At 62.3% G+C, this 19,434-nt stretch carries 21 protein-coding genes; 10 read left to right on the forward strand and 11 right to left on the reverse strand.

The window, feature by feature from the left end; translation table 11 throughout:
- The first annotated feature begins 67 nt into the window (after positions 1 to 67).
- The 5 genes from tsf (at position 68) to ARUE_RS07125 (ending at position 3,963) form a co-directional block, all read left to right on the forward strand.
- On the forward strand, positions 68 to 904 hold the full coding sequence (gene tsf, locus ARUE_RS07105) for a translation elongation factor Ts (RefSeq protein ID WP_011774217.1): 837 nt from the start codon (positions 68 to 70) through the stop codon (positions 902 to 904).
- Positions 905 to 1,025: 121 nt separating this feature from the next.
- Positions 1,026 to 1,763: a UMP kinase gene (pyrH, locus tag ARUE_RS07110; RefSeq protein WP_014921238.1), complete on the forward strand. Its 738-nt coding sequence runs from the start codon at positions 1,026 to 1,028 to the stop codon at positions 1,761 to 1,763.
- A gap of 101 nt (positions 1,764 to 1,864) precedes the next feature.
- On the forward strand, positions 1,865 to 2,422 hold the full coding sequence (gene frr, locus ARUE_RS07115) for a ribosome recycling factor (protein ID WP_011774219.1): 558 nt from the start codon (positions 1,865 to 1,867) through the stop codon (positions 2,420 to 2,422).
- Complete coding sequence (locus ARUE_RS07120; protein WP_011774220.1) at positions 2,422 to 3,357, forward strand: phosphatidate cytidylyltransferase; 936 nt, start codon at positions 2,422 to 2,424, stop codon at positions 3,355 to 3,357. Before frr ends, ARUE_RS07120 begins: the two co-directional genes overlap by 1 nt.
- A gap of 21 nt (positions 3,358 to 3,378) precedes the next feature.
- Positions 3,379 to 3,963 carry a DivIVA domain-containing protein gene (locus tag ARUE_RS07125; protein ID WP_011774221.1) on the forward strand — a complete coding sequence of 195 codons (585 nt, stop codon included), beginning with the start codon at positions 3,379 to 3,381 and terminating at the stop codon, positions 3,961 to 3,963.
- An 18-nt stretch (positions 3,964 to 3,981) separates the two neighbouring features.
- Here ARUE_RS07125 and ARUE_RS07130 read toward each other — a convergent pair whose 3' ends face one another.
- From ARUE_RS07130 to ARUE_RS07150, 5 genes are read right to left on the reverse strand one after another with little or no spacing between them, the layout of a single operon-like run.
- Positions 3,982 to 4,680, reverse strand: a complete 699-nt coding sequence (locus tag ARUE_RS07130) for a hypothetical protein (protein WP_014921239.1) — start codon at positions 4,678 to 4,680, stop codon at positions 3,982 to 3,984.
- Between the two features lie 48 nt (positions 4,681 to 4,728).
- Positions 4,729 to 6,195 carry a sodium/solute symporter gene (locus ARUE_RS07135; protein ID WP_011774223.1) on the reverse strand — a complete coding sequence of 489 codons (1,467 nt, stop codon included), beginning with the start codon at positions 6,193 to 6,195 and terminating at the stop codon, positions 4,729 to 4,731.
- On the reverse strand, positions 6,192 to 6,554 hold the full coding sequence (locus tag ARUE_RS07140) for a hypothetical protein (RefSeq protein ID WP_011774224.1): 363 nt from the start codon (positions 6,552 to 6,554) through the stop codon (positions 6,192 to 6,194). The genes ARUE_RS07135 and ARUE_RS07140 overlap by 4 nt, the downstream gene beginning before the upstream one ends.
- The gene (locus ARUE_RS07145; protein ID WP_014921240.1) at positions 6,551 to 7,270 is read right to left on the reverse strand and encodes a LytR/AlgR family response regulator transcription factor; all 720 of its coding nucleotides are present in this window, start codon (positions 7,268 to 7,270) and stop codon (positions 6,551 to 6,553) included. The genes ARUE_RS07140 and ARUE_RS07145 overlap by 4 nt, the downstream gene beginning before the upstream one ends.
- Positions 7,271 to 7,291: 21 nt before the next feature.
- Entirely contained in the window at positions 7,292 to 8,494 is a 1,203-nt protein-coding gene (locus tag ARUE_RS07150; protein ID WP_011774226.1) for a histidine kinase, read from the reverse strand.
- A gap of 208 nt (positions 8,495 to 8,702) precedes the next feature.
- On the opposite strand from ARUE_RS07150, the gene ARUE_RS07155 reads away from it, so the two are divergent.
- Both ARUE_RS07155 and ARUE_RS07160 read left to right on the forward strand, forming a co-directional pair.
- Positions 8,703 to 9,083 carry a DUF485 domain-containing protein gene (locus tag ARUE_RS07155; protein ID WP_011774227.1) on the forward strand — a complete coding sequence of 127 codons (381 nt, stop codon included), beginning with the start codon at positions 8,703 to 8,705 and terminating at the stop codon, positions 9,081 to 9,083.
- Entirely contained in the window at positions 9,080 to 10,699 is a 1,620-nt protein-coding gene (locus tag ARUE_RS07160; protein WP_014921241.1) for a monocarboxylic acid transporter, read from the forward strand. The genes ARUE_RS07155 and ARUE_RS07160 overlap by 4 nt, the downstream gene beginning before the upstream one ends.
- A 118-nt stretch (positions 10,700 to 10,817) precedes the next feature.
- Here the strand turns inward: ARUE_RS07160 and ARUE_RS07165 are convergent, their stop codons facing one another.
- The 5 genes from ARUE_RS07165 to ARUE_RS07185 all read right to left on the reverse strand — a co-directional run bounded on the left by ARUE_RS07165 (position 10,818) and on the right by ARUE_RS07185 (position 14,424).
- Complete coding sequence (locus tag ARUE_RS07165) at positions 10,818 to 11,837, reverse strand: PHP domain-containing protein (RefSeq protein ID WP_011774229.1); 1,020 nt, start codon at positions 11,835 to 11,837, stop codon at positions 10,818 to 10,820.
- 73 nt (positions 11,838 to 11,910) lie between these two features.
- The gene (locus ARUE_RS07170) at positions 11,911 to 12,516 is read right to left on the reverse strand and encodes a hypothetical protein (RefSeq protein ID WP_014921242.1); all 606 of its coding nucleotides are present in this window, start codon (positions 12,514 to 12,516) and stop codon (positions 11,911 to 11,913) included.
- A 41-nt stretch (positions 12,517 to 12,557) separates the two neighbouring features.
- A complete protein-coding gene (locus ARUE_RS07175; RefSeq protein WP_011774231.1) occupies positions 12,558 to 12,965 on the reverse strand; it encodes a DUF4383 domain-containing protein in 408 nt (135 codons plus the stop codon).
- A gap of 141 nt (positions 12,966 to 13,106) precedes the next feature.
- Entirely contained in the window at positions 13,107 to 13,805 is a 699-nt protein-coding gene (locus tag ARUE_RS24635; protein WP_043471104.1) for a hypothetical protein, read from the reverse strand.
- A 148-nt stretch (positions 13,806 to 13,953) separates the two neighbouring features.
- Entirely contained in the window at positions 13,954 to 14,424 is a 471-nt protein-coding gene (locus ARUE_RS07185) for an Lrp/AsnC family transcriptional regulator (RefSeq protein WP_014921244.1), read from the reverse strand.
- A 195-nt stretch (positions 14,425 to 14,619) separates the two neighbouring features.
- Here ARUE_RS07185 and pdhA point away from each other — a divergent pair, with 195 nt between their 5' ends.
- From pdhA to ARUE_RS07200, 3 genes are read left to right on the forward strand one after another with little or no spacing between them, the layout of a single operon-like run.
- Positions 14,620 to 15,789 (forward strand): pyruvate dehydrogenase (acetyl-transferring) E1 component subunit alpha, encoded by a 1,170-nt coding sequence (pdhA, locus tag ARUE_RS07190; protein ID WP_014921245.1) that lies wholly within the window; start codon positions 14,620 to 14,622, stop codon positions 15,787 to 15,789.
- Positions 15,789 to 16,799 (forward strand): alpha-ketoacid dehydrogenase subunit beta, encoded by a 1,011-nt coding sequence (locus ARUE_RS07195; RefSeq protein ID WP_011774235.1) that lies wholly within the window; start codon positions 15,789 to 15,791, stop codon positions 16,797 to 16,799. Before pdhA ends, ARUE_RS07195 begins: the two co-directional genes overlap by 1 nt.
- The gene (locus ARUE_RS07200) at positions 16,796 to 18,208 is read left to right on the forward strand and encodes a dihydrolipoamide acetyltransferase family protein (protein WP_014921246.1); all 1,413 of its coding nucleotides are present in this window, start codon (positions 16,796 to 16,798) and stop codon (positions 18,206 to 18,208) included. The genes ARUE_RS07195 and ARUE_RS07200 overlap by 4 nt, the downstream gene beginning before the upstream one ends.
- A gap of 77 nt (positions 18,209 to 18,285) precedes the next feature.
- Here the strand turns inward: ARUE_RS07200 and ARUE_RS07205 are convergent, their stop codons facing one another.
- On the reverse strand, positions 18,286 to 19,158 hold the full coding sequence (locus ARUE_RS07205) for an NAD-dependent epimerase/dehydratase family protein (RefSeq protein ID WP_014921247.1): 873 nt from the start codon (positions 19,156 to 19,158) through the stop codon (positions 18,286 to 18,288).
- Positions 19,159 to 19,434 lie beyond the last annotated feature (276 nt).

Consider the following 19,434-nt stretch of genomic DNA (forward strand, 5'->3'; position numbering starts at 1 on the left):
GGCTCACACGGTGGGCTGCCGTCCTGTCAGTCCGTAAACACACAAATTTCTAGACAGAGGGGTTCACATGGCGAACTACACTGCTGCTGACATCAAGGCCCTGCGCGAGCGCACCGGCGCCGGCATGATGGACGTCAAGAAGGCTCTTGACGAGGCCAACGGTGACGCCGAGAAGGCCATCGAGATCATCCGCATCAAGGGCCTCAAGGGTGCTACCAAGCGCGAAGGCCGTTCGACTGCTGAAGGCCTGGTTGCTGCCAAGGTCAACGGCGGCGTTGGCGTAATGATCGAGGTCAACTGCGAGACCGACTTCGTCGCCAAGGCTGACAAGTTCATCCAGCTGGCTGACAAGGTTCTCAACGTTGCAGTCGAGTCCGGCGCAGCCGACCTCGAGACCCTGCTGGCCACCGAGGTTGACGGCAAGCCGTTGTCCGAAGTTGTCGTCGAAGAGGGCGCTGTCCTCGGCGAGAAGGTTGTTGTCCGCCGTATCTCCCGCGTTGAGGGCACCACGGTTGACGCTTACCTGCACAAGACGTCCAAGGACCTCCCGGCCCAGGTCGGCGTCCTGTTCGCTGTCGACGGTGAAGGCGAAGCCGCTGCCACCGCCGCACACGACATCGCTGTCCACGTTGCAGCCATGGCTCCGAACTACCTGACCCGCGAGGATGTCCCGGCCGAACTGGTCGAGTCCGAGCGTCGCATCGCCGAAGAGACCGCAAAGGCTGAAGGCAAGCCCGAAGCTGCGCTCTCCAAGATCGTGGAAGGCCGCGTGACGGGCTTCTACAAGGGCGAAGTTCTGGTTGACCAGGCATTCGCCAAGGATTCCAAGAAGACTGTTGCACAGGTCCTCGAAGAAGCCGGCGTCAAGGCAACCGCAGTAACCCGTTTCCGCGTCGGAAACTAGTAATTCATGAAAAGGGGTGGTCACTTCGGTGGCCGCCCCTTTTTCATGCACCCGTCCGGGTAGTACCTGCGCGGACCCACAGCACGATAATCTAGCCAGAGTCCACCAACGGGAAGGCACCATGGAAACCGTCAACACTGCTATCCAGCCCGAGAAGACCCGTCGACGTGTACTTCTGAAACTCTCCGGCGAGGTCATCGGCGGAGGCAAACTCGGCGTCGATCCTGAGACCGTCCGTGCCATCGCCAAGCAGATCGCGGCAGCGGTCACCGAGGTCGAAGTGGCCATCGTTGTCGGCGGAGGTAACTTCTTCCGTGGCGCCGAGCTCTCTCAGAGCGGCATGGACCGCTCGCGCGCCGATTACATGGGCATGCTGGGCACTGTCATGAACTGCCTGGCGCTGCAGGACTTCCTGGAGCAGGCCGGCGTTGAAACCCGTGTCCAGAGCGCCATCACCATGGGCCAGGTGGCAGAGGCTTACATCCCCCGCCGGGCTATCCGCCACATGGAAAAGGGCCGCGTGGTCATTTTCGGTGCGGGCGCGGGCTTGCCCTACTTCTCCACCGATACAGTCGCTGCGCAGCGTGCCCTCGAAGTGCACGCAGACGTGGTCCTCATGGCCAAGAGTGGCGTGGATGGCGTCTACACCGCCGATCCCAAAAAGGACCCCACGGCCGAGAAGCTTGATGTCCTCAGTTACGATGACGCCTTGCGCCGTGACATCCGGGTCATGGACCAGACCGCAATGACCATGTGCAAGGACAACAGTCTCTCCATGGTGGTCTTCGGTATGGAGGGTGAAGGCAACGTAACCCGTGCCATCCTCGGCGAAACGCTGGGAACCCTGGTTACTCCCTAGCAAGGGCTAGGATATTTCTAGGACCGTCCGCCCCTGGTGGCGGATCTTTACTGTGCATTGCCGCCTGCAGTTGGGCAGCAACTATTTCTGAGGAGAAACCCGTGATCGAAGAGACCTTGCTCGAAGCCGGCGAGAAGATGGATAAGGCGGTGGAAGTAGCCAAGGACGATTTCGCCTCGATCCGTACTGGCCGCGCCAACCCGGCCCTCTACAACAAGGTGATCGTCGAGTACTACGGCACACCCACTCCGCTGCAGCAGCTGGCCTCCTTCGGCGTGCCGGATGCCCGGACCATTCTCATCACGCCCTACGACAAGACCGCACTGCGTGACATCGAGAAGGCCCTCAGCGACTCTGAGGTGGGCGCCAACCCCTCCAACGATGGCAACGTCATCCGCGTGACCATCCCGGAGCTCACCAAAGAGCGCCGCAAGGAGTACGTAAAGATCGTCAAGGGCAAGGGTGAGGACGCCAAGGTCTCCATCCGCAGCATCCGCCGCAAGGCCAAAGACTCCCTGGACAAGCTCGTCAAGGACGGCGAAGCCGGAGAAGACGAGGGTGCACGCGCTGAGAAGGAACTCGACGCCCTGACGAAGCAGCATGTCGACAGCATCGATGAGCTGCTCAAGCGCAAGGAAGCCGAGCTGCTCGAGGTCTGATGAACCAGGCTGAGCCGGCGCCCGCTGAGCGGGTCCCGACACGCGATACCCCCAAGCGCGTCAGACGCGTGCGGAAGAACCCCACACCCAAGGCAGGCCGCAATCTTCCGGCCGCCATCGGCGTCGGGCTTTCCATGCTTTTGGCCGTTTTGGGAGGATTGCTTTTCCTCCCGCTGGGATTCGTCCTGCTCACCACCGCCTTCGCGGTCCTGGGTGTTTGGGAAGTTTTCCGGGCGCTTGAGGCGCAAGGGACCCGGATGCCGATCATTCCTGTGATGGTCGGCAGTCTGGTGATGCCGGTATCGGCCTACTTCGGCGGACTGGAGGGCTTGCTGTTCACGATGACGGCGAGCTCCGTGGCTGTTCTGCTGTGGCGCTCCATTGAGAGCGCTGCAGGTGCGCCCCGGGCGGTGTTCGCCGGCGTTTTCGCGCTGGCTTGGATTCCGTTCCTCATCAGCTTCGCGGCGTTGCCGCTCCATGCCACCGGTGGTGCCACTCCCGTGGGCTTCTGGCCGGATGGGATTCCCGACGGCGCCTGGCAGATCGCGTCGATGTTGCTGCTGGTGGTCTCCAATGACACGTTCGGCTACATCGTTGGTGCTACCTTCGGGAAACACCCCATGGCGCCCAAGATCAGCCCCAAGAAGTCCTGGGAGGGCTTTGCTGGGTCAGTCGGCGGGGCCATGGTCATTGGTGTCCTGGCATGCATCTTCCTCCTCGACAAACCCTGGTGGGTAGGGCTGGTGCTTGCCGTTGGAATGGTGGCCGCATCGACCGCCGGCGACCTCGCCGAGTCCATGGTCAAGCGTGAACTCGGCGTCAAGGACATGAGCAGCATCCTGCCCGGCCACGGCGGCGTGATGGACCGCTTGGACTCCATCGTGTTCGCAGCCCCTGTAGCCTATGTTCTGTTCGCGCTGCTGAGCGGCGTCTGACAACTCAATGAAGGAAAATTAGTGGCCTTGGATATTCGACGCCAGATTCCCGCAACGTTCGATCGCGTGGACCGCAGCAAGTACGGCTATAACGCCAAGCAAGTGGACGAGTTCCTTCAGCGAGCCAGGACATCATTCGAGAACCCCGTGGGCACTGCGGACCAAGTGGCAAGCGTGGATGTCAGGGCTGTTGCTTTCGACCCCATCAAGGGTGGCTACGACGCCAACAGCGTCGATGCTGCACTCGACCGGCTGGAGGATGCTTTCGCCCGCCGAGAGAGGGACGATCTTATTAACCAGCAGGGCGAGGAAGCCTGGCTGCGACAGATCGGCAAGCTCTCCGGCATCTTGCGAGGCAGGCTTCACCGGCCCGACGGCGAGCGGTTCCGCCGCCCCAGCCGGAAAGGCGCCCGAAGCTACAACGTCCACGACGTTGATGCACTGTGCGCCGAGCTCATCGGTTACCTCGAGCACGATCAAGCCCTGAGCGTGGACACCGTGCGACGTGCCGTCTTCCGCGCGGCCAAGGGCGCGGAGGGCTACGAAGAGGCCCAAGTAGACGCTTTCCTTGCGCGTGTCGTAGAGCTCATGGCGGCCATCGACTAATCACCAACGCGGGTCTGTTCAAGACTGCCGGGGAGTCGGCGAGATCGGCGGGTTGTTCTTGTAGGCCTGGTCATAGGCGCGCTTGCCCACAAGCATGGAGACGGTGAAGAAGGCCAAGGCTACGAAGACCGCGATGGATACGAAGACTGCCATGGGAAGTCCCAGTGCCAGGAGCGCCGAACCCGACCACAACGCCAGCAACGCGGAGTTCGCAGTCATCATGAAGATCATGCTGCTGCCTGCCAATTGGCTCAGCGAACTCCGGGGGCCCAGAAAGTAGTAGGTCTGGTCGGAGCCGGCCAAATCGTCGTGGTAGGCGGCCATAAGGTAGCGGGCCATTCCCGGATCGAGTTCCACGTACGCAGCCCGCAGCCTGTTCATGGCGATCACATACATCAGGTCTTCCATGCCGACGTTCAGTACGCGGACCTGTGTCAGTAAACCGACCATGACGTCAATGCTGAGAATGGTCAGCGCGAAAGCCCTGAACGCATCTGAGAACTGGGTAGCGTTGCCTACCAGCGCCAAGCTCAAGAGGCTGGCCGAGGTGAACGTCAGGAACATGCTGATGCGGGTGAGAACTTCGCCTTGGGTGGTGCTCCTTGAAGCAAGCAGGCTCCAGTGCTCCGTGGCCAGCAACTGCGCGCGGACGCTGGGAGAGAGCTCCGGTGTGAGCGCAGGCGGCTCAGGAGTGGCCATACCCGGTTCCTCGGACATGGCGTCATTGTCCACCCTGTAAGGGCCGCGAACAACGGTCAGCTGCCGCTATCTCTCCGTTACCACCGGCCGCTCCGGCACATGCAGGCGGGACATCACGCGATTCACTGAGGCCGGCACGCGGTTCTTCGTCATGATCGACACCGTGACGGTCACCGCGAAAGCGGCCGGAACGCTCCACGCCGCGGGCTGCGCCAGCCACGCGGGCGCGTTCCCGGGACCCATGAGGGTGCCTGCCACCATGGCTCCGCCACAAAGAAACGCGCCGGTCAGCATGCCCGCGATAGCGCCCGTATCTGTCAGCCCACGCCACCAGATCCCCAGCAACAGCACAGGGCAAATGGTGGATGCAGTGAAGGCGAAGACCAGTCCAACGCTTCCAGCCAGGGCCAGGGTGTCCGTCATCAAGGCAAAACCCAAAGGCACGACGGCGGCGAGCAGCGCTGCAAGGCGGAAACCCTTGACGCTTCCTCCAAAGAGGTCCTGGCTGATGACGCCGGACAGCGAAACCACCAGTCCCGACGTCGTGGACAGGAACGCGCCGAAGGCACCGGCCACAACCAGGGCAGAGAGCATGTCTCCGGCCACGCCTCCCACAAGCCTGCCGGGCAGCAGCAAGATCAGGGCATCGGCCTGGCCGGACTGTGCGAGCTCCGGCGCGAACATCCGTCCTACGGCGCCGGAGAGCGTGGGAAACAGATAGAAAACAGAGAGTAGTCCCAACACAATCAACGTTGTCCGTCGGGCCGATTGGCCGTCCGGGTTGGTATAGAACCTCACCAGGACGTGCGGCAGGCCCAGTGTGCCGAACAACAGTGCCACCAACAGGGAGATGTGTTGGTACGCCCCTGCAGCGCTTTGGCCGGTGGGGTTGACAGGCAGTGGCGCCTGCGGCTGTGCACCGTTGCCTGATAAGACCAGCAGGACGAAAACCACAGGCACTGCCAAAGCAGTCAGCTTCAGCCAGTACTGGAAGGCCTGCACAAAGGTTATGGAGCGCATTCCGCCTGCTACCACCGTGAGGCACACAACCAGTACCACCGCCGTCGAACCTACCCACGACGGCAGGCCGGTAGTGATCCGGATGGTGAGCGCCGCGCCGTGGAGTTGGGGCACGATGTACAGCCATCCAACGGCCACCACCACGAGGCTGGTCACTCGGCGGACCAGTTTGGAGTCAAGGCGGGCTTCGGTGAAATCCGGAATGGTGTAGGCACCGGATCGACGCAGGGGAGCGGCGACGAAGAGCAGCAGCATCAGGTAACCCGCGGTGTAGCCCACCGGGAACCAAAGCGCGTCAGTTCCTGAAAGCAGGATCAGCCCGGCGACTCCCAGAAAGCTGGCGGCGGACAGGTACTCGCCGCCAATCGCAGAAGCGTTCCACCACGGCGGAACCGTTCGTGACGCAACGTAGAAGTCGCCCGTGGTGCGTGAGATGCGCAGGCCGTAGAAGCCAATGACCGCCGTTGCAATGGAAACGGCCAGAAACGCGAAGAGCCCAACAGCAGGGTTCACTTGTCCTCCACGAGGTCCCGGTAGCGGGCCTCATTGCGGGCAGCGCCGCGGTTGTACAGCCAGGCACTTAGTCCGATCACCGGGTAAATACCGGCTCCCAGTACCAGCCAGTCCAAGGGGATGCCGAAGATGCGGGTCTCCGCAACACCGGGCCCGTAGACCAAGAACAAAGCGATCACGGCGAGGATGACCAGGAAGCCACAGCCCACCACCAAAGCCAACCGCAATTGGGAGCGGATGAGGGATCGGACAAAAAGTCGTCCCGAATCCGAGTCCTCGGCTACCTCGCGTGGGTATGGCACCCTGCCCGGAGCCGCCGTGGCCGATCGGCGTGGGGCGGTGACGCGGACCCGCGTCATCCCTGAGGCCGGATGCGGGTGGACTGCAGCTTGTCCCGAACGGAAGGCAGATGGCGCCTGCTGATGGGCAGCTCAGCACCGGCCACCGCCACGCTCGGCCCCGTTGCGGCGAGCTTGAGGTGCTGCACGTGCTTCAAAGCGATGAGGTAAGAGCGATGGATCCGGATGAATCCCGCGTCCGCCCACTTCTGTTCAAGATCGCTGAGCGGAACACGGATGAGATAGCTGGCCTCGGCGGTGTGCAGCCTTGCGTAGTCGCCTTGGGCTTGCACGTAGGTGACGTCGTCGCGGCGGATCATGCGGGTGGTGCTGCCCAGGTCCACCGTGATCATCTCCGGCGCGGGGGCTCCGTCCTTAATGAGCTCGCTGATCCGGTCCACCGAACGCGATAGCCGTTCCGCTCGGAGGGGCTTCAGGAGGTAGTCGATTGCGGCGAGGTCGAAGGCTTCCAAGGCGCAGTCTTCGTCAGCGGTGACGAAAACGACGGCGGGCGGACTGCTGCTGCGGGAAATGGCGCGTGCGATGTCCAAGCCGGAAAGCGCCGGCATATGGATGTCCAGGAAGACAGCGTCAACGGACTCTGTTTCCAAAGTCCGCAGCGCCTCGGCCCCGGACGATGCCCGGTGGATGGCACCAATCCGCTCATCCCGGCCCAGCAGGAACGCAAGCTCCTCCACTGCGGGCAGTTCGTCGTCAGCGACGAGCACGTTGATCATGATTAAAGACTAACCGCCACCTCAGGCGTCGTGTCCTGGCTGGGATTTCGGCACCCTCATGGTGATCATGGTTCCTTCGCCAGGGGCCGTGTCGATGACAAGTCCATGTTCGTCCCCGTATACCTGCCGGAGGCGGGCGTCCACATTCCGAAGCCCCACGTGGTCGCCGTCCGTGTGCCCGGCCAGCACTGACCGCAGATGCTCCGGGTCCATGCCCACGCCGTCGTCCTCAATGGTGACTTCCGCGAACGCCCCGGAATCGTTGGCGCAAATGGTGATGCGTCCGGGGCCTTCCTTGGCTTCCAAGCCGTGCCGGACCGCGTTCTCCACGAGGGGTTGGAGGCTGAGGAACGGGATGACCGTGCTCAGGACCTCTGGAGCGATCCGCAGGCTCACTTGGACGCGCTCGCCGAACCTGGCCCGCTCCAGCAAAAGGTATCGGTCGATGCAGCGCAGTTCTTCAGCCACTGTGGTGAAGTCACCGTGGCGCCGGAACGAGTATCTGGTGAAGTCTGCGAACTCCACCACCAGCTCCCTTGCCCGGGCAGGATCGGTGTTGATGAACGAGGCGATCGCGTTCAGCGAGTTGTAGATGAAGTGGGGGCTGATCTGCGCACGCAGCGCCCTGACTTCAGCTTCCATCAAAAGGGTGCGCGACGATTCCAGCTCTGCCAGATCAAGCTGGGCGGCAATCCAGTCGGCAACCTCGCTGGTGGCCCGCACCAACCCGGCCCCGGCCGCAGGTGCCAGTGCAGCCACTGAACCAACCACCCTGGACCCTGACCGGATCGGTGCGATAACAGCGCTGAAATCGTGGTGCCCGTGACCTGACGTGGAGGTGGAAGGATGTCCGGCGCGGGGGACCACTACGGTGCGCCCGGTGGTCAAAACTTCCTCTGCGAGCCGCATCAGGGATAGCCGAAGTTCCTCAGCGGCACCATCCCAAGCGAGTACCGAGTCCGTGTCCGTGATGGCCAGGGCATCGCAGCCCAGCAAGACGCGCAGCTGCTTGCTTGCCTTGGCTGCGCCGGCGGGGTGAAGACCGCCGCGAAGGTGCTGCCCGGCCTTGGACGCTGCATGCAATGTGTTGTACGTAGCGCGTTCGGCGTCCGTGCCCAGCTCGCGGAATGAACGGATCACCTTAAGGCCAACACCCACGACGACGGCGACGGCCAGCACGATGACTGCGATCGCGGCTGCGGTGAAAAGCGGGGAATCGGGCATGAAGCCAGCGTAACCGGACGCGCTGCCGCGTCGCTGACGTTGGCCCGGTTACTCCCTCGCAGCCACCGTTTGGCGCAGCGTCACAACCGTTGAGCGACGGTAGTGAGCGAATCTCTGGAACAGGAACCGGGCGGCGTTCGATAGTGATTGCAGTCACATTAGCTAGGTGTGTGGAGCTGATGTGGACACATCACAATCAGGAGGAACCATGGGTAATGAGGCCCAACCCCAGGACGCAACGGCGTCCGTGGACTTCCAGGAAGTCCAGCAGACGGAACGGTTCAAGACACTGCGCAAGCGGCACCGCAGCTTTGTCTTTCCAATGGCAGTCGTATTCCTGCTCTGGTATTTCGCGTACGTTCTCTTGGCCGACTACGCGGTCGGCTTCATGTCCACCAAAGTGTGGGGCAATATCAACGTCGGTCTGATTCTCGGCCTGCTTCAGTTCGTCACTACGTTCGGCATCACGGCATGGTACGTGAGCTACTCCAACAAAAAGCTGGACCCGATCGCGGCTGAAATCCGCAACGAGATCGAGGGCCACGAATTCGATAAGGATGGCAATGTGATCAGCGGGGCAGCCAAATGAACACCATGGTCCCCGCAGCAGTCAACGTCGAAGCCCTGAAAGACACCACGCTCCTCAACATGGGTATTTTCGCCCTCTTCGTAGCTGTCACCATGGTGATCGTCTTCAGGGCCAGCCGGAACAACAAAACCGCGGCTGACTACTACGCAGCCGGGCGCTCTTTCACGGGCTCCCAAAACGGCACGGCCATTGCGGGGGACTACCTTTCCGCGGCATCATTCCTGGGCATCACCGGTGCCATCGCCATCAACGGATACGACGGTTTCCTGTACTCCATCGGCTTCCTGGTGGCGTGGCTGGTAGCGCTGCTGCTCGTGGCTGAGTTGCTTCGCAACACCGGCAAATTCACCATGGCTGACGTATTGTCCTTCCGGTTGCGTCAACGCCCGGTCCGGATCGCAGCGGCACTATCCACCCTCGCTGTCTGCTTCTTCTACCTCCTCGCCCAAATGGCCGGCGCTGGCAGCCTGATCTCGCTCCTGCTCGGCATCAGCGACTGGGGCGGTCAAGCCCTGGTGATTATCGTCGTCGGCGCTTTGATGATCATGTACGTGCTCATCGGCGGCATGAAAGGCACCACCTGGGTGCAGATCATCAAAGCCATCCTGCTGATCGCAGGCGCCGCAGTGATGACGGCCATGGTGCTTGCGATCTACGGCTTCAACCTGTCCAACCTGCTGGGTTCCGCAGCTGAGGCCGCCAACAACCCGAACATCCTCAACCCGGGCCTGCAGTATGGCAAGACGGAAACGTCCAAGCTCGACTTCATGTCCCTCGGCCTTGCCTTGGTCCTGGGAACCGCGGCGTTGCCGCACGTCCTGATGCGCTTCTACACCGTCCCCACCGCCAAGGAAGCACGGAAATCCGTTGTGTGGGCGATCTGGCTGATCGGCCTGTTCTACCTCTTCACCCTGGTACTGGGTTATGGCGCCGCGGCACTGGTCGGTGCAGAAACCATCAAGTCCGCACCCGGCGGCGTCAACTCCGCCGCTCCGTTGCTGGCCTTCCACCTCGGTGGCCCGCTGCTCCTGGGCTTCATTTCGGCGGTCGCCTTCGCCACCATCCTTGCGGTGGTGGCCGGGCTGACCATCACGGCGGCTGCATCCTTTGCGCACGACATCTACGCCAATGTCATTGCCAAGGGCAAAGCCGATGCGACTACCGAGGTGAAGGTGGCCCGCCGCACTGTACTGGTGATCGGTGTCCTCGCCATCCTGGGTGGCATCTTCGCCAACGGCCAGAACGTTGCCTTCCTGGTGGCACTGGCTTTCGCGGTCGCAGCATCGGCGAACCTGCCCACCATCGTCTACTCCCTGTTCTGGAGGAAGTTCACCACCCAAGGCGCGGTATGGAGCATGTATGGCGGCCTGGCTGCGGCGATCCTGCTCATCACCTTCTCGCCCGTGGTCTCGGGCGCCAAGACGTCCATGATTCCCGGAGCCAACTTCGCGTTCTTCCCGCTGAGCAACCCGGGCATCGTGTCCATTCCTTTGGCCTTCTTCCTTGGCTGGCTCGGAACGGTCCTGGACAAGCGGCGTGAAGATCCGGCCAAGCAGGCGGAGATGGAGGTACGCTCGCTGACCGGAGTCGGTGCTGAAAAGGCCGTGGACCACTAGGCCGGCCAACGTAACACCGGCACCACGCCGGGACCTCAAAGAAGGCTCCTCCTGTGAACCGCAGGGGGAGCCTTCTTGCGTGTGCCACCTTGCGTCAGCCTTTCTTCGTGACGAACATTCACTTTTTCAGGCTCAGCCACTCCTTCAACTGCTCCAGCGGCCAAGTGGTGACAATCCTCTCCTTGGGCACTCCCAGGGTTTCGGCACGCTCAGCCCCGTACTGCAGGAAATCAAGCTGACCGGGCGCGTGCGCGTCGCTGTCGATGCTGAAGAGGCAACCGGCGTCGAGGGCCAACTTGATGAGATCGTCAGGAGGGTCCTGCCGTTCGGGCCGGGAATTGATTTCCACGGCAACGCCCCACTCCGCGCACTCTTTAAAGACTTTGGCGGCGTCGAACTCGGACTCCGGCCGGGTGCCCCGCGATCCCTGGACCAAGCGGCCCGTGCAGTGCCCCAGAACGTTGGTATGAGGATCACTGATGCCACCCAGCATCCTCGCGGTCATGGTTTTCTTATCGCTGCGAAGCTTGGAATGGACGCTGGCAACCACTACGTCCAACTTGTCCAGCATGTCTGCGGTCTGGTCCAGGGTGCCGTCCTCAAGGATGTCCACCTCGATTCCTTTGAGCAATCTGAAGCCATCCTGTGAGGAATTGATTCCTTCCACCACACCCAGCTGTTTCTCCAGCCGTTCGACGCTGAGACCATTGGCGATGGTGAGGTTGGGGGAATGGTCAGTCAGGGCCAGGTACTCGCGTCCGAGGGTGCGGGCTGCGGCAACCATGGCTTCGATGGGGGAGCCGCCGTCAGACCAGTTGCTGTGGCTGTGAAGGTCCCCGCGCAATGCGGCCCGCATGGTGTCACCTCCGGAAGCCAATGCTTCGGTGCCACGCGTCCGCAGATCAGCCAAATAGTCGGGGACACTGTTCTCCATGGCCTGCGTAATGACTTCCGCACTCCGGCTTCCGACGCCCTTGAGGCTCGTGATCCGCCCGCTGTTGACCAGCTTCGCCAGTTCCTCCGGCTGAAGCTGTCGGACGGCGTCGGCTGCTTTACGGAAGGCCTGGACCTTGAAAGTGGGTGCTTGGCTTCGTTCCAGCCAGAAGGAAATTTCGTCGAGCGCCTCGATGGGATCCATGGCTCCATGATCCACGAACCAGGCGCACCATCAACAGTGGGCAGTGTTGATGGTGCGCCGGTCCAGTCGCCGCCTAGTGGTGGCGACCCGGGTCCAGGGCGGGATTGTAGCCCTGGCCGTTCTTTCCGTCCGGGGCCTGGCCGTGTTCGCCGTGCGGGACGGCATGCTGGCCGGCCATTGATGCTGCCAGGCCGGGTGTTGCCACTGTTGCAACAACGACGGCGGCTCCGAACGCGGCTGCCAGAAGCCGCCCGGTCCTTGGCTGGCCGTGGGCGCCGCCGTCGTTGGTCTTGTGCTGCCGCCTCAACCAGCCCGCTCCGGCAAGTGCCATGAGCGTCAGGCCGAGGGCGGCAAGGTGGCTCACGTCGAGTGAGCGCTGGGTGGAGACGCCGGCAGCCATGACTGCGATGTGCGCAGCGGCAGCGGCTGCCAGGGCTGGAACCGCGTAACGGTCGAAGACAAGTGAGTTGCGGTGAAGTCCCCACAGAGACCAAGCCAGGAAGGCCAGGCCAGCTGTGAGGGTAGCCACGCCCGCAACCACCAAGCCGGGTGTTACGGAGTTGGTTCCGGTGAGGTACCCGGCTGCAACGGAAAGCTCAACCATCCCGGCCGCCATGGCCGCGAAGTACACGAACAGCAGGGCGGCTGCCTTCAATGTGGGGTGGTTTCTGCTTTCCATGGCTCCTGCCGTCCTTTCGCTCTTGCTGGCGTAGTGGGTGATCAGGCGCGGGCGGAAGCTACGGCGGCCTTGTCCTGGGACAGTGCCACGCCCAGCAGGACTACTGCGCTGGCAAGGTGCAGGACGTTGTCTGCGCCGTTGAGGGCGATGATGTTCAGCGACGAACCCACCAGGAAGAGTCCGAGGATACCCACCAGCAGGTAGACGCCACCAACAGCGGTGTTCACGGACTTGGACAGCGTGACGCTGTTCATGCCGGCGTAGAGAAGTGCAGCGCCGATGGCCAAGTGAATGATGTTGTGAAGCGGGTTCACGGCGAAGATGATCAAGTTGGCGCCCTCGGTGGCGAAGAAGCCGATTCCCGAGGTGACAAAGAATCCGAGCACGCCTACCAAGAGGTAAACGGCTCCGAAGATGGTGGCGATCAGGCGATTGGGCGAAGTACGCATGGTCCGAACCTTCCGGTGATGGCCGGAAATCCCGGCCGTCCTGCTGAGCCCCGGCTGGGGCTCTCAAGCAGTGATTCGGACCATTGGTGCAGGTGGATGGGTGGTGGACCGGATTATTTTTCCGACGCCTGGGACCGGGGCCTAGGGGCGCAGGAGGATGCTGCTGATCTTGAGGTCGTTGCTGCCCTCAAAGATGTAGTGGAGTTCGATCGCCTTGCCGTCGCATTGCAAGGTACCGGCCAGGTCAGCCTCGTTGTTTCCGTTCTCCGAGTTCACGCTCACGGAGTTATAGTTCGGCTTGCACGAGCTGTCCAGGTCCAGGCTGGCTATACCGTCCAAGAACGACTGTTTGTCCAACTGGTCCTTCAGCGGCTGGCTGAGGTAGTTGTCGTACGCCCGCTCTGTTTCGCCCTGCACCACCAGATTGGTGAATTCGTCGGCCAGGGACCTCGCTTTGGCCGTTGCGTTGCCCACGAGGTTGACCAGGATCAAAACGCCCACCACGGCCAGCACGATCACACCTGCAACAATGCTGAGCACGATCCACAGCACTTTACGGCTCTTCTTGGGTGGCTGCTGGCCGTATTGGTATCCGCCCTGCGGATACGGGTTTTCGCCCTGGGGGTTTGGGTTAGGGGCGTAGGGGCCGTGGCCTGGAGACGCGTACTGCGGGTTGCCTTGGGGAGCAGCGGGCGACGGCGGTTGTTGCCACTGCGGGGACACGCCGCTCTCTGGTGTGCCACCGCTTTGCGGGGCGTAACCGGGTGCGGGCGGAACCGGAGGCGGGTTGTACCCGGGTTGAGAGTTGTTGGGCTGACTGGGTTCTTGCGGGTTGCTCACGGTAGTGCCCCTTTCGGCAGCCTTCGGCAGCGCCACCACCTGGCCGGGGACCTCTGGCCGGCCCCGATGCGTCCTCTTGCATCAAATCGCATGTCAGGTTCCACGGGCAAGAGTGCGCCCGGAATAAACTGCAGCCAGCGGAGGGGTTTCAGGCCTCGGTGCGCCGCCCCAGCAGTGGCTGCACCCGGTACGGGATCATTTCCCGCATGGCAAGCGCCGTATCCGTCCGGTCCACGCCGTCGCAGCCGAGAATCTTGCCATTGATGCGGTAGAGGTCCTCCGCATCCAAGGCAACAACGCGTAACAGCAGGTCCGCGGAACCGGTCAGGCCGAACCCCTCGAGGATCTCAGGAATGTTGGCCAGGTCTTCAGCCAGTGACGCCAGTTTTTGCTGTTGCACATGAACCGTGATGAATGCGGTGAGCGGGTAGCCCAGCGCCACCGGGTTGATGCGCCGCTCGAACGAGAGGAACGCGTGTTTCTTCTCCAGTTGGGCCATGCGGGCTTGCACGGTATTGCGTGACAAACCCAGCTTCTGCGCGAGTGCTACAACCGTCCCGCGGGGGTCCTTGGCCATGGCGGAAAGGAGCCGGGTGTCAGTGCCATCCAAGGGTTGCATAATGCGCAAGATTAGCACGGCCGCGCCTCCCGAAACAGGGCAGAATGCTCAATTTCGACGAGGGTAGTTGTACCCGATGCCCGTTGTGAGTAGGGTCACAATTAACTCCGGCGAAGGTGCCGGAGGGCCGGTCTGCGGCAGGATCACAAGTCCAGCCAGCGCCGACGAAAACGAGCCGGAAGGTTGCGATCACCTGTGTTGACGGATCAGGCGGGCAAGGGAGTTCATCAAGAAGCTCCGGGCCCAGGACATAGTGCACAAAATCCCTTGAGGACTGGCGGCGATCTGCTGCAGTTGGTGTCGCCGGAAGGCGAGCGCATCAGCCATCCCGAATTTGATATCTGGGTCAAGGACATCGGCGACGAGCAATTATGTTCCCTGTATGAGGACATGACCGTTATCCGCCGGATTGATGCCGAAGCTACGGCACTCCAACGCCAAGGGGAGCTGGCGTTGTGGCCGCCGCTCCTTGGTCAGGAAGCGGCCCAGATCGGCTCCAGCCGCTCGTTGAGGGACGATGACTTCGTCTTCCCGAGCTACCGCGAAAGCGGGGTGGCCTATGTGCGTGGCGCCCATCTCTCTGAGATAGCCCGCGTGTGGCGTGGCAACGCCTCCTATGGTTGGGATCCCCTGCGCATCAACCTGGCGACGCCCCAGATCATCATTGGTTCCCAGAGCCTGCACGCCACTGGATACGCCATGGGTGTCCAGCTGGACGGTGCCAACACCGCGGTCCTCGCCTACTTTGGTGATGGTGCCACGAGTGAAGGCGACGTGAACGAGGCCATGGTGTTCGCCGCGAGCTATCAGGCTCCTGTGGTGTTCTTCTGCCAGAACAACCATTGGGCTATTTCCGAGCCCGTCCGCATACAGTCCCACGTTCAGCTCGCTGACAGGCCTACCGGATTCGGTATCCCGAGCATGCGGGTGGATGGCAATGATGTCCTGGCTGTCATGGCCGCGACTCGTGTGGCCTTGGACCGGGCGCGCAAGGGTGGGGGCCCCACCTTTATTGAGGCTGTTACCTACCGCATGGGTCCGCACACCACGGCCGATGACCCCACACGGTACCGTGACCCCATCGAGTTGGAGGATTGGGCGGCCAAGGATCCCATCCTGAGGCTGCGCAAGCTGCTGGAAGCCAAAGGCCTGCTGACCGACGACGTTGAAGCCCGTGTCAAGGCGAAGGCCGATGCTGTGGCCGCAGAACTTCGTGCCAGCTGCATTGATATGCCGGACCCGCAACCGTTGGACGTTTTCAACCACGTCTACAGCACCCCAAATTCCTGGATCGAGCGCCAGAAGGATCACTATTCCCGCTACCTGAACAGCTTCAACCAGCCAGTCGAGGAAGGTGCACTCTGATGTCCAAGCTCACTTTTGCCCGTGCCATCAATGCCGGCCTCCGCAAGTCCCTCGAAAACGACCCCAAAGTGGTCCTCATGGGCGAAGACATCGGCTCGCTCGGCGGCGTTTTCCGCGTCACTGATGGTCTGCAGAAAGATTTCGGGAAGCACAGGGTCATCGATTCACCGCTCGCTGAGTCAGGCATTATCGGCACCGCGGTGGGCTTGGCCTACCGCGGCTACCGCCCGGTGTGCGAGATCCAGTTCGACGGTTTCATCTACCCGGCGTTCGACCAGATCGTCAGCCAGGTAGCCAAGATGCACTACCGCACGCAGGGACGGGTCAAGATGCCCATTACCATCCGGGTCCCCTTCGGTGGCGGGATCGGATCACCGGAGCACCACTCCGAATCACCCGAAGCGTACTTCACCCACACCTCGGGCTTGCGCGTGGTGGCGGTTTCCAACCCTCAGGATGCCTACACGATGATTCAGCAGGCGATTGCCTCCGATGATCCCGTGCTCTACTTCGAGCCTAAGCGCCGGTATCACGACAAAGGCGATGTGGATGAGACCCTTGATCTCTCCACCGCCCTTCCCTTGGACAAGGCTGCCGTGGTGACCTCCGGCTCGGATGTCACGCTGGTCGCTTACGGTCCCCTTGTGAAGACGGCCAAGGATGCTGCCATGGCTGCCGCCGACGAAGGCCTTTCGGTGGAAGTCATCGATCTGCGCTCGCTGGCCCCCGTGGACTACCCGGTAGTCGAAGCTTCTGTTCGCAAGACCGGGCGACTGGTCATCACCCATGAAGCCGGCCAGTCGGGTGGCCTGGGCGCCGAGATCGCGGCCAGCATCACCGAACGCTGCTTCCATTACCTGGAGTCCGCTCCGGTCCGCATCACTGGCTTCGACGTCCCGTACCCGTACTCGAAGCTCGAGATGCACCACTTGCCGGATCTGGACAGGATTCTCGACGGCGTGGACCGTGCACTGGGCCGCAGCAACTCGTTGAGTGGACTGGAAGGATGACCGCCACCATGATCAAGGAATTCAGGCTGCCGGACCTTGGCGAAGGCCTGACCGAATCGGAAATCCTGAGCTGGAAGGTGGCGGTGGGGGATACCGTTACTCTGAACCAGGTCATCGCCGAGGTTGAAACTGCCAAGGCCGTTGTCGAGTTGCCCTCTCCCTTCGCGGGAGTGGTGGCAGAACTTCATGAGCAGCCCGGCACTGTGGTGGAGGTTGGCAAGCCAATCGTTTCGTTCGAGGTGGACGACGCCGGATCCTCCAACGGGGGCGGCGGACCGGCTGCTGGTGACCGGTCCGCTGGTGACCGGTCCGTCGTCGACACGGCTGCGAATGGTGCGCCGGCCGCTGTCGCCGCTGAAGCCGTGGGGAGCCCGGCGAAACGAGAGCCGAACCTGGTGGGGTACGGGGCCGTCGTCGAACATTCCGGTCGCCCAACACGGCGTGCCCGCGGAAACGTTCAGGACGTTAAGTCCCCGACGCCGGAGGCTCCGGCGATCGCCGAGCCCGTCGTGTCACGTCAGGCGGACGTGGCCTCCGAGCGTCCGCGTTCTACGCCACCCGTTCGCAAACTGGCCCGCGACCTCGGAATCGACCTTCAGCTGGTGCCCGGTACGGGTCAGGGCGGGCTCATCACCCGTGAAGACGTCCAAAGCTACATCGGCGCAGCGGAAACTGCCCAGGCAACTCCTGTTTCTGACGGGCAAAATGAGCGGGAAAGCCGCACGCCCATCAAGGGTGTTCGCAAATTCACGGCCGCCGCAATGGTGCAGAGTGCCTTCACGGCACCGCACGTGACGGAGTTCCTCACAGTGGACGTCACGGCAACCATGGAATTGCTGGCCAGGCTCAAGGGCAACAAGGCGTTCGAAGGCTACAAGCTGACGCCGCTCACCATTGCGGCCAAGGCAGTGCTGGTGGCACTGCGGAACAATCCCACCCTGAATTCGCGGTGGGATGAGGCTAGCCAGGAGATTGTCCAGTTCAACTACGTGAACCTGGGCATCGCCGCCGCAACGCCCCGGGGCCTGACCGTTCCGAACATCAAGGACGCTGACCGCCTAACGCTGCGGGAGCTTTCCACGGCGCTGACTGACCTGACGGACACCGCGCGTGCAGGCAAAACCTCGCCGTCGGAGTTGTCGGGTGGCACCATCTCCATCACCAACATCGGCGTGTTTGGCATCGACGCCGGGACTCCTATCCTGAATCCGGGCGAGGCCGCCATTGTGGCTTTGGGTGCGGTGCGGAAGGCGCCATGGGTTGTCAACGACGAACTCGCCGTCCGCCAGGTCATGTCCCTCAGCCTGTCCTTCGACCACCGCTTGGTGGATGGCGAACAGGGTTCTCGGTTCCTCGCGGATCTCGGCGCCATACTGGCCGACCCCGCCATGGTCATGACCATGATCTAACTTGTTAAAGGCTGCGGCGGCCCATCCCTTTACGAGTGCTTGCAGGTAACTGCAGCTAAGGGGTGGGCCGTCGCGCGTTAATCTTCGGTGGGCGTGGTGCGGTTGGAGTGGACGTTGCGCCAGCTGTGCTCCGGCTCGAAGCCCAACAGCCTGCGGGCTTTGTCGATGGACAGCATGGTTTCGTTCTGGCCCAGTTCCTTAAGGACCTCGACGCCGGGGAAGACTTCCGCTGCCAGTTCGGCGCTGCTTCGGCTCATCACGGTATCGGCGGCAGCGATGATGAAGGTCTCGAAGCCCGGTTCACCATGTTCCAGGGCCCGGACCACTGCCAGCGCACCATCCCGGGCGTCGATGTAACCCCAGAGGTTCCACTTGCGGAGCGTTGCGTCGGAGTCGAAAGCCGGGAAGGCATCGTAGTCCTCGGGATCCATGACATTGGAGAAGCGAAGCGCTGTGATGCTGAGGTCAGGGTCCCACCGGGTCAGCTGGATGGCCATCTGCTCCTCCAAGTGTTTGACCAGCGAGTAGGTGCTTTCCGGTCGCGCCGCGTACTCCTCATCCACGGGAATGTAAGGCGGATCAACGTCGAAGGGGAGGCCGAGCACGGTCTCACTGGACGCGTAGACCACCTTCTTGATGCCGGCCCTCCGTGCGGCCTGGAAGACGTTGTAGGTGGAGACCATGTTGTTCTCGAAAATCGCGGCGTCGGGAGCCAGGCCGGGTGCCGGGATGGCGGCCAAGTGAACGATCGCGTCCAAGCCGTGGTGCTGATCGTCCAGGCCCAGGATGACATCCACAACCTGTCCGTAGTTGCGAAGGTCCACGTTCACAAAACCATGGCCCCGTGCTCCGACGCGGTCAATGTTGAGCACTTGGTGGCCGTCCTGCGTGAGCCGCCGGACCACGCTTCTGCCCAGTTTCCCGCTTCCGCCCGTGACAGCAATCCTCATTTAGTGCTCCTCGACATTTAGTGCTCCTGGATATGGAGCTGGACCTAACCCGCGATTCCTCGCCGGTTCAGCGTGACTAGGTTTTCCAGCCTATGTGGCACGTCTGTTGAGTGCAGCCCCTAAGGCAGGCCCTGTGAGTCCTAGGAAAACCGGAACGCCCCGCGGGCGTGCGGTTGCCGGCGTGCGCACGGAAGTACGTGCGCACGGAAGTACGTGTCGAAGTATCTGTCACGGGCAGCCAATGATGCTCCGCTAAAGTTCCACGTCAGGCTCGCA

The organism is Arthrobacter sp. Rue61a (assembly GCF_000294695.2).
GTDB lineage: Bacteria > Actinomycetota > Actinomycetes > Actinomycetales > Micrococcaceae > Arthrobacter > Arthrobacter aurescens_A.

Bases quoted from the DNA above. Each gene is read 5' to 3' on its own strand.
- tsf (WP_011774217.1), top strand. From the start codon at position 68: ATGGCGAACTACACTGCTGCTGACATCAAGGCCCTGCGCGAGCGCACC.
- pyrH (WP_014921238.1), top strand. From the start codon at position 1,026: ATGGAAACCGTCAACACTGCTATCCAGCCCGAGAAGACCCGTCGACGT.
- ARUE_RS07120 (WP_011774220.1), top strand. From the start codon at position 2,422: ATGAACCAGGCTGAGCCGGCGCCCGCTGAGCGGGTCCCGACACGCGAT.
- ARUE_RS07130 (WP_014921239.1), bottom strand. From the start codon at position 4,680: ATGTCCGAGGAACCGGGTATGGCCACTCCTGAGCCGCCTGCGCTCACA.
- ARUE_RS07140 (WP_011774224.1), bottom strand. From the start codon at position 6,554: ATGACGCGGGTCCGCGTCACCGCCCCACGCCGATCGGCCACGGCGGCT.
- ARUE_RS07145 (WP_014921240.1), bottom strand. From the start codon at position 7,270: ATGATCAACGTGCTCGTCGCTGACGACGAACTGCCCGCAGTGGAGGAG.
- ARUE_RS07150 (WP_011774226.1), bottom strand. From the start codon at position 8,494: ATGCCCGATTCCCCGCTTTTCACCGCAGCCGCGATCGCAGTCATCGTG.
- ARUE_RS07155 (WP_011774227.1), top strand. From the start codon at position 8,703: ATGGGTAATGAGGCCCAACCCCAGGACGCAACGGCGTCCGTGGACTTC.
- ARUE_RS07160 (WP_014921241.1), top strand. From the start codon at position 9,080: ATGAACACCATGGTCCCCGCAGCAGTCAACGTCGAAGCCCTGAAAGAC.
- ARUE_RS07165 (WP_011774229.1), bottom strand. From the start codon at position 11,837: ATGGATCCCATCGAGGCGCTCGACGAAATTTCCTTCTGGCTGGAACGA.
- ARUE_RS07170 (WP_014921242.1), bottom strand. From the start codon at position 12,516: ATGGAAAGCAGAAACCACCCCACATTGAAGGCAGCCGCCCTGCTGTTC.
- ARUE_RS07175 (WP_011774231.1), bottom strand. From the start codon at position 12,965: ATGCGTACTTCGCCCAATCGCCTGATCGCCACCATCTTCGGAGCCGTT.
- ARUE_RS07185 (WP_014921244.1), bottom strand. From the start codon at position 14,424: ATGCAACCCTTGGATGGCACTGACACCCGGCTCCTTTCCGCCATGGCC.
- ARUE_RS07195 (WP_011774235.1), top strand. From the start codon at position 15,789: ATGTCCAAGCTCACTTTTGCCCGTGCCATCAATGCCGGCCTCCGCAAG.
- ARUE_RS07200 (WP_014921246.1), top strand. From the start codon at position 16,796: ATGACCGCCACCATGATCAAGGAATTCAGGCTGCCGGACCTTGGCGAA.
- ARUE_RS07205 (WP_014921247.1), bottom strand. From the start codon at position 19,158: ATGAGGATTGCTGTCACGGGCGGAAGCGGGAAACTGGGCAGAAGCGTG.